The sequence below is a fragment of the Variovorax sp. 20P10.2.4 genome (assembly GCF_058244205.1).
Genome location: NZ_JBZAYE010000704.1, coordinates 1 through 3,556, shown reverse-complemented (window position 1 = coordinate 3,556; position 3,556 = coordinate 1). Strand labels below are relative to the sequence as shown.

Sequence of the window (3,556 nt, the reverse complement as noted above, 5' to 3'; positions counted from 1 at the left end):
CAGGCCTCGATCACGGTGCTGTCGTCCAAGCCGCAGTTCGTGAGCGGGGGCGATGCGCTGGTCGAGGTGAAGGCACCCGCGGGCGCGACGGCCTCGGGACTGGAGCTCACGCTGAACGGCAAGCCGGTGACGGCCCAGTTCGCGCGCGATGCGAACGGCAGCCTGCGCGGCATGGTCAAGGGCCTGGCCATGGGCGCCAACACGCTGGCGGTGAAGGCGAGCGCCGAGGGCCGCGCGTCCTCGAATGCCGAACTGGTGCTCACCAACTACCCCGACACCGGCCCGATCCTCGCAGGCGCGCTGCTCACGCCCTACGAATGCCGCACCGTCGAATCGAACATGGGCACGCCGCTCGATGCGAACTGCTCGGCGACGCGGCGCAACGACTACTTCTACCGCACGCCGGCCGGCAGCTTCAAGCCGCTGGCCGATCCGCTCGCGCGCCCGTCCGACCTGGCGCAGACCACGACCATCGAGGGCAAGACGGTGCCCTACATCGTGCGCGTGGACTCGGGCACGGTGGGCCGCACGATCTACCGCATCGCGCTGCTCGACGATCCCACGGCCGAGACCGCCGCGCCCACCGGCTACAAGCCCGCCGCGGGCTGGAACGGCCGGCTGGTGGTGAGCTTCGGCGGCGGCGCGGGCACGCAGTACAACCAGGGCGTGAACCAGGCCACCGATGCGCTGAGCGACCTGCACCTGTCACGCGGCTTCGCCTACATGATCTCGACCGAACTCGTGAACGGCCAGCGCGGCAACGCGGTGCTGCAGGGCGAGACGCTGATGATGCTGAAGGAGCGCTTCATCGAGACCTACGGCGTGCCGCGCTGGACCGCCGGCTCGGGCGGTTCGGGCGGCGCGATCCAGCAGCTGGTGATCACGCAGATCTACCCGGGCCTGCTCGACGGCCTGCAGCCCTCGCTGACCTTCCCCGACGGCAGCCTGCACGTGGCCGACTGCCGCCTGCTGGAGAACGTCTACAAGGCCGACACCGCGACCTGGACCAATGCCAAGCGCACGGCGGTCGACGGCTTCACCAACGGCACCTGCCGCGCCTGGGACCTGAGCTTCGTCAACACCATCGTCGCGACCAACGCGGCCGGCTGCGCGCTCAAGGACGTCTCGAAGGTCTACGACCCGATCAACAACCCGACCGGCGCGCGCTGCACCACCTCCGACATGCGCACCAACATCATGGGCCGCGACCCGATCACCGGCTTCGCGCGCAGCCCGCTCGACAACGTCGGCGTGCAGTACGGGCTCGAGGCCTTCAACAAGGGGGCGATCAGCGCCGAGGAGTTCGTGACGCTCAACGAGAAGGTCGGCGGCTACGACAAGGACGGCAAGCCAGTGCCGCAGCGCACCGTGGGCGATGCGCTCGCGCTCGAGCGCGCCTATGCGAGCGGCCTGGTCAACTCGGGCGGCGGCGGCCTGGCCTTCGTGCCGATCCTGCATTCGCGCACCTACAACGATGCCTCGGGCGACATCCATTCGCACGAGCGCGACCTGGTGGTGCGCGCGCGGCTGCAGCGCGCCAACGGCCGCATCGACAACCAGGTCATCTGGGTCGGCCCGCGCACCGGCTATCCACTGGCCGCGCTGTCGCTCGACGTGATGACGCAGTGGCTCGACGGCATCGCGGCCGACCCGGCGCCGCTGACCACCGACAAGGTGGTGGCACACAAGCCCCGGGCCGCGGTGGACGCCTGCTTCGACGGCAGCGGCACCAAGTACGAGGAATCGCCGGCCTATGGCGCCACCGGCACCTGCGCCACGATGTACCCGCTGCATGGCGAGCCGCGCCAGCAGGCCGGCGCGCCGCTGACGAACGACATCAACAAGTGCCAGCTGAAGCCGGTGCTGGCGTCGGACTACGCCCAGACCCTTACGCCCACGCAGCTCGCCCGGCTGCGGACCGTGTTCTCCAGCGGCGTGTGCGACTGGACCAAGCCGGGTGTCGGGCAGGTGCCGCTGAAGGGCACCTTCCAGAGCTACGCGGTCGCGCCGGGCTGATCGGGCCGCGGCAACGAGGCGGCGTCGATCGGGTCCTCGGGCCCGGTCAGCCGCCCTCGCCCTGCGCCGCCGCGCGCAGCACGGGGTCCGACAGCAGGCGCCCGGCCTGCTGCAGCCGCTCGAACTGCGCCTCGCTGAGACTCTGGCGCACCAGGTCGAAGTGGCACAGCGTGCCGGCCAGCCGGCCGTCGCCATGGGTCAGCGGCACGCCGTGGTAGGCGATCACCATGCCCTGGTAGGGGCTGCCGTCGAGCAGCCGCTCCTCGCGCGAATCCTCGGTGCACAGGCGGCCGTCGCGCAGCACGAACTGGCAGAAGCTGCTGCCCAGCGGCACCACGGCGAGCTGTTCGGGGCGCGCCTCGCCGAGCTTGTCGACCATGTAGAGGTTGCGCAGCAGGTCGCCGTCGAGCACGAAGACCGCGGTGTAGCGGTGCGGCACCTCGGCGTTGAGGCAGCGCAGCGCCTCCTGCACGCCGCGCTGGCGAAGCACCTCGCCCAGGTCCTGGTACGGGGCGGCCGCGGCGTCTGTCGTGAGATTCATCGACGGACTGTAGCAAAAAGAATTCATTTCCAGCCGCCGACCGAGGGGTCGTGCGGCGCCGGAAGCGCGTCAGGCGCGGCGTGCCGAGGCCGCGTCCTCGGCCAGCGCGGGGCCGTCGTAGGACACGCGGTAGTTGCCCAGGCCCGTGAGGTCGAGCACGGTGAGCCCGCGCTTCTCGAGCCGGATCAGCCCCAGCGCCTGCAGCCGCTGCAGCGCGACGTTCACGCGCTGGCGCGAGACGTTGGCGAGCAGGCCGATCTCGGTCTGCCCCACCTGCAGGTGGCGCGGCGCATCGGGATAGAGCTCGGGATTGAACAGGCTCGCGAGGCAGTTGGCCACGCGCGCGTCGGTGTCGAGCAGGCGCTCGTGCGCGAGCGCGCCGATGAACAGGCTCAGCCGCGCGTTGAGCAGCTCCTGCAGGTAGTGGTTGAAGGGCACGCTGGTCTCGCGCAGCCAGTCGAAGGTGCGGCGCGGCATCAGCGCCACGCGCGTGGGCCGCAGCGCGAACACGTCGTAGCGGCGCGCCTCGTGCTTGAACAGCGATCCCTCGCCGAACCACACGCCCGCCGACACGCCCGTGAGCGTCGACACGCGGCCATCCTCGGAGGCCACCGACATCTTCGCGAAGCCGTCGATCAGCGCCATCCAGTGCTCGACCACCTGGCCCGCGCCCGCGATGCAGGCACCGCGCGCGTACTGGCGCTCCTGCATGCCGCCCAGCACGCGCTCGAGATCGGAAGAAGAAAGACCGGCCGCCCACCGGGAGCGCCGCACCATGCCCTCGAGGCACGCCGCGGCCTGCGGGGAATCAGGGATTACCTGTAGCAATTCACGCCTCATCTGTCGTCGCAACGACCGTGGTGCCGCGTGCCGCTCCTTAATCTTTGTGGAGATCGACACCAACACAGGAGACCTCATGTTCGCCATCCCCCACGCACCGCGCAAGCGGGTTTCTCCGTGGCCGGCCCTTCGCGCCGGCTCCGTCGCGGCACTGGCCAT

At 70.4% G+C, this 3,556-nt stretch carries 3 protein-coding genes; 1 reads left to right on the top strand and 2 read right to left on the bottom strand.

Translation table 11 applies throughout. The features are described from left to right. On the top strand, positions 1-2,016 hold a 2,016-nt coding region (locus tag AC27VN_RS35970), incomplete at its 5' end, for a DUF6351 family protein (RefSeq protein WP_490879722.1). Between the two features lie 46 nt (positions 2,017-2,062). Here the strand turns inward: AC27VN_RS35970 and AC27VN_RS35965 are convergent. Further along, on the bottom strand, positions 2,063-2,557 hold the full coding sequence (locus AC27VN_RS35965; RefSeq protein WP_398493777.1) for a guanylate cyclase: 495 nt from the start codon (positions 2,555-2,557) through the stop codon (positions 2,063-2,065). A 69-nt stretch (positions 2,558-2,626) separates the two neighbouring features. Further along, complete coding sequence (locus tag AC27VN_RS35960) at positions 2,627-3,334, bottom strand: Crp/Fnr family transcriptional regulator (protein WP_256222614.1); 708 nt, start codon at positions 3,332-3,334, stop codon at positions 2,627-2,629. Between the last annotated feature and the right edge of the window lie 222 nt (positions 3,335-3,556).

Coding starts and splice junctions, on each gene's coding strand:
- AC27VN_RS35965 (WP_398493777.1), bottom strand. CDS start 2,557: ATGAATCTCACGACAGACGCCGCGGCCGCCCCGTACCAGGACCTGGGC.
- AC27VN_RS35960 (WP_256222614.1), bottom strand. CDS start 3,334: ATGGTGCGGCGCTCCCGGTGGGCGGCCGGTCTTTCTTCTTCCGATCTC.